Below are 3,469 nucleotides of genomic sequence, written 5' to 3' on the forward strand. Positions count from 1 at the left end.
CCGGCCCCGCCGCGCCCCCGGCCGCCGGGGCACCCCGGCGGCCGGAGCGCCCCGGCCCGCAGGGGCGTGCCGTCCCCGGTGACGCCCCGGCCACCCGGGCGGGGGAGCGGGCGGCCGTGCGCCGCGCGGAGCGCTCCGGCCCGGTGTCCGTCTTCGTCCCCCGCGGCGGCCGCACGGCACCGGCACCGGTGGACGCCTTCCCGGTCCGCGTCCCCATGGCGTCGTCCCTCCCCGGCCTGCTCGGCCTCCAGCGCGCCCTGCGGCCCCTGCGGGGCTACCGCCCGCTCACCGCGCCCGTGCCCGGCTCCCTCGACGAGGACGCCACCGCCGACGCGGCCGCCCGCACGGGCGTCGTACAGCCCGTGCACCGCGCGGACGGCCGGCGCGCGGCCTCCGTCCAGCTGCTGATGGACGCCGCCCCCTCGATGGCCGTGTGGGAGCGGATGCTGGAGGAACTACGCCAGACCTGCGCCCAGATCGGCGTCTTCCGTGACGTCCAGGTGCGCTACCTGCACCGGGACGCCGACGGCACGCCCCTGGTCGGCACCACGGCCGCGCCCGGCGCGCCGGGGCGGCCGCGCCACCAGCGGCCGCGCCCCGCCGGCCAGTTCCGCGATCCCACCGGGCGCCGGCTCACCCTCGTCGTCAGCGACTGCGTGGGGCCCCTGTGGCAGGAGGGCCGGGCCCAGCGCCTGCTCCACCACTGGGCGCGGACCTCGCCGCTGGCGGTCGTCCAGCCCCTGCCGCCGCGCCTGTGGCCGCGCACCGCGCTGCCCGCCGAGGCCGGCCTGCTGACCCGCGACCCGGCGAACGGCGGCAGGCTGCGCTTCAGCCCCGAGGGCTACGGGCCCCCGCCCGGGCCCGGCGCCCTGCCCGTGCCCGTCCTGCTGCCCACCCGGGACGCCCTCGGCACCTGGGCCCGGCTGCTGTCCGGCCCCGGCCGCACCACGGTGCGCGGCGCCGCGGGCCTGCTGCTGCCCGACCACCCCGCCCGCAACGTGCCGGGCCCGGGCGAACGGGCCGCCCGCAGCGCCGGGGAGCTGCTCACCGCCTTCCGCGCGGCGTCCTCGCCGGGCGCGCTGCGGCTCGCCGTGCACCTGGCGGCCGTGCCGCTGACGCTGCCGGTCATGCAGGTCGTGCAGCGGGCCATGCTGCCCGACACCGGCCCCATGGAGCTGGCCGAGGTGCTGCTGAGCGGCCTGCTGTGGCGGCTGCCCGGCACCGGGGCCGGGGCGGCGGAGGAGCAGGGGTACGAATTCGCCGACGGGGTGCGGGAGCTGCTGCTGCAGTCGCTCGACCAGAGCGCCGCGGCCCTCGTGCTCAAGCACTGCTCCGAGTACGTCGAACGGAACTTCGACAAGAGCGCGCGCAACTTCTCCGCCCTCGCCGCCGCCCAGCTCTCCGGCCGCCCCCTGCAGGACACCGCCGCCACGCCCCCCGCCGAACCCGACGCGGGCGTCCGCCCGCAGATCTCCGGGCCGGCCGAGCCGGAGCTGTTCGCCGAGGTGCCCGCCCGGGTCGTGCGCTGGTACCAGCCCGTCCCCGTCGAGAGCGGCCCCGTCGGCGAGGCGGAGCGGCTGCTGCGCCTGTGGCGCGTCCAGGCCGACCCCACCCTGCTCCACGAGGCGCGCGCCCACGCCGCGCCGGCCGCCACCGGGCCCCTGGAGCCGGGGAGCGCCACCGAGGGGATACGGGCCCGGCTCGTCCTCGGCGGGGTGCTGCGCGCCCTGGCGGGCACCGCGTCCGTGCGCCACGACCCCGGCCGCCGGGAGGCGGTCCTGACGGAGGCCGTCACCCTGCTCACCGAGGCCCACGAGCACACCGAGCCGGGCAGCGAACGGCACGCCGAGGCGGCCCTGGAACTGGCCGCCGCCCACCACGCCCACTGGCTGGCCGACGGCGACCCGGGCCGGCTGCACGCCGCCGCCCGCATCCTGCGCGCCCTGCCCCCCGGCACCCCCGCACGCCACCTCCGCCTGGGCCGGGTGCTGCTCGCCCTGGCCCGTACGGACCCCGCGCCCGCGGCCGCCGAGGCGGTCGTCGAACTGCGCACCGCCTGCGCCCTGCTGGAGGCGGCCGACGCACCCGACATCCAGCGCTGCGCCGCCCTCCTCGACCTCGCCCGCGCCCTGCGGCTGGCCGGTGCCCCGGCCGCCGAGGCCCTCGCCGTCCTCGGCCGCGCCCGCGACCTGGCCGCCGACGACCTGCAGCGGCTGGGCTGCCGCACCGAGGAGGCCCGTGCCCACGCCGCCGCGGGCCGCCGGACGGAGGCCGACGACGCCTACGCGGCGGCGGTCTCCCTGGCCGGGCGCGACAGCGTCCGCCGGTGCGAACTCCTCCTGGAGTGGGGCGAGTCACTGCTCGGGCGCGCCGGGACGCCCGACGCCGGGACGCCCGACGACGCCGGGGCGCGGCCCGACGCCGTCGGCCGGGCCGAGGCCGTGCTGCGGGAGGCGTTCGCGGTGAGCCCGGGCCGGTCGCCGCTGCGCCCGCGCATCCAGCTGATGCTCGGGCGCGCCCTGGTCCTGCGGTTCGGCCGGCAGGGCTTCCCGCCCGACCTCTACGAGAGCTGCCACCTCCTGGAACAGGCGGCCCGCAGGGCCCCGGACGGCGCCCTGCGCGCCGAGGCGTGGCTGGAGCTCGGCGTGGCGCGGACGGCGCTGAGCGAACAGCCCGGCGGCCTGCCGGTGGCGGACGCCGCCGCGGCCTTCGACGCCGCGGCGAAGGAAGCCGCCCGCCTGCCCGCGCCCGACGGCCCGGGCTCGGTGACCGCCGCGCGTGCCCTGCACCGCTACGGGGAGGCCATGGAACGCATGGGGCTGCGCAGGGCAGCCCTGGCCGCCTACCGCGAGGCACAGCGCGAGTGGCGCGACCTCACCGCCCGGCTGGCGGCGGTGCCCTGGGACGAGGTCGCGGCGACCCGGGCGAGCGTGGCCCGGCTCGCCGACGGGTGAGCCCGGGGTGTCCGGACCTGATCCGAACGTGTTTCCGTACGACGGGCGTTGGGAAGAACCGTGCAGCCGCGGGGGTCCGCCCCCGGCGGGAAGCGGCAGGAAGGAGCGAGAGGTGCCGGTGCCTGAGCACAGGAACGCCGCTACGGCCGAACGGGACGGGTCGGCGGAGGTGCCGTCGCTGCCCGACCTGACGGGCCTGGGCCTGCGGGCCCTGCGCACCGCCCCCGACCCGGCCCTCGCGGCCGCGGTGGAGCGCGCCCTGTCCTTCCCGGCGGAGTTCGGGGAGACGTGGTACTCCGACAGCACGGACGCCGGCCCGTGACCCCCGACGACACCCCCGCCCGCCCGGGCGACGAACGCCCGCCCAGGACCCCGGAGAACGGGGCCTCGGCCGGTGCCGCGCCGACGTCAGGGCGGCGGGGCGGAGCCGCCGCGGGGACGCGGCCGCCCGGGTGCGCGGACAGCTCTGCCCCCGCCGAGCCGGCGGCCGGTGCCCCGGCGCCGTCCGGGGGCGG

At 80.3% G+C, this 3,469-nt stretch carries 2 protein-coding genes; both read left to right on the plus strand.

What is annotated here, in order from left to right; translation table 11 throughout:
* A partial coding sequence (locus IE182_RS31430; RefSeq protein ID WP_190113405.1) for an SAV_2336 N-terminal domain-related protein occupies positions 1–2,954 on the plus strand: 2,954 nt, incomplete at its 5' end.
* A 118-nt stretch (positions 2,955–3,072) separates the two neighbouring features.
* Positions 3,073–3,276: an FxSxx-COOH-like cyclophane-containing RiPP peptide gene (locus IE182_RS31435; RefSeq protein ID WP_190113406.1), complete on the plus strand. Its 204-nt coding sequence runs from the start codon at positions 3,073–3,075 to the stop codon at positions 3,274–3,276.
* Positions 3,277–3,469 lie beyond the last annotated feature (193 nt).

The sequence above is a fragment of the Streptomyces cinnamoneus genome (assembly GCF_014650495.1).
GTDB classification, from domain to species: domain Bacteria; phylum Actinomycetota; class Actinomycetes; order Streptomycetales; family Streptomycetaceae; genus Streptomyces; species Streptomyces cinnamoneus.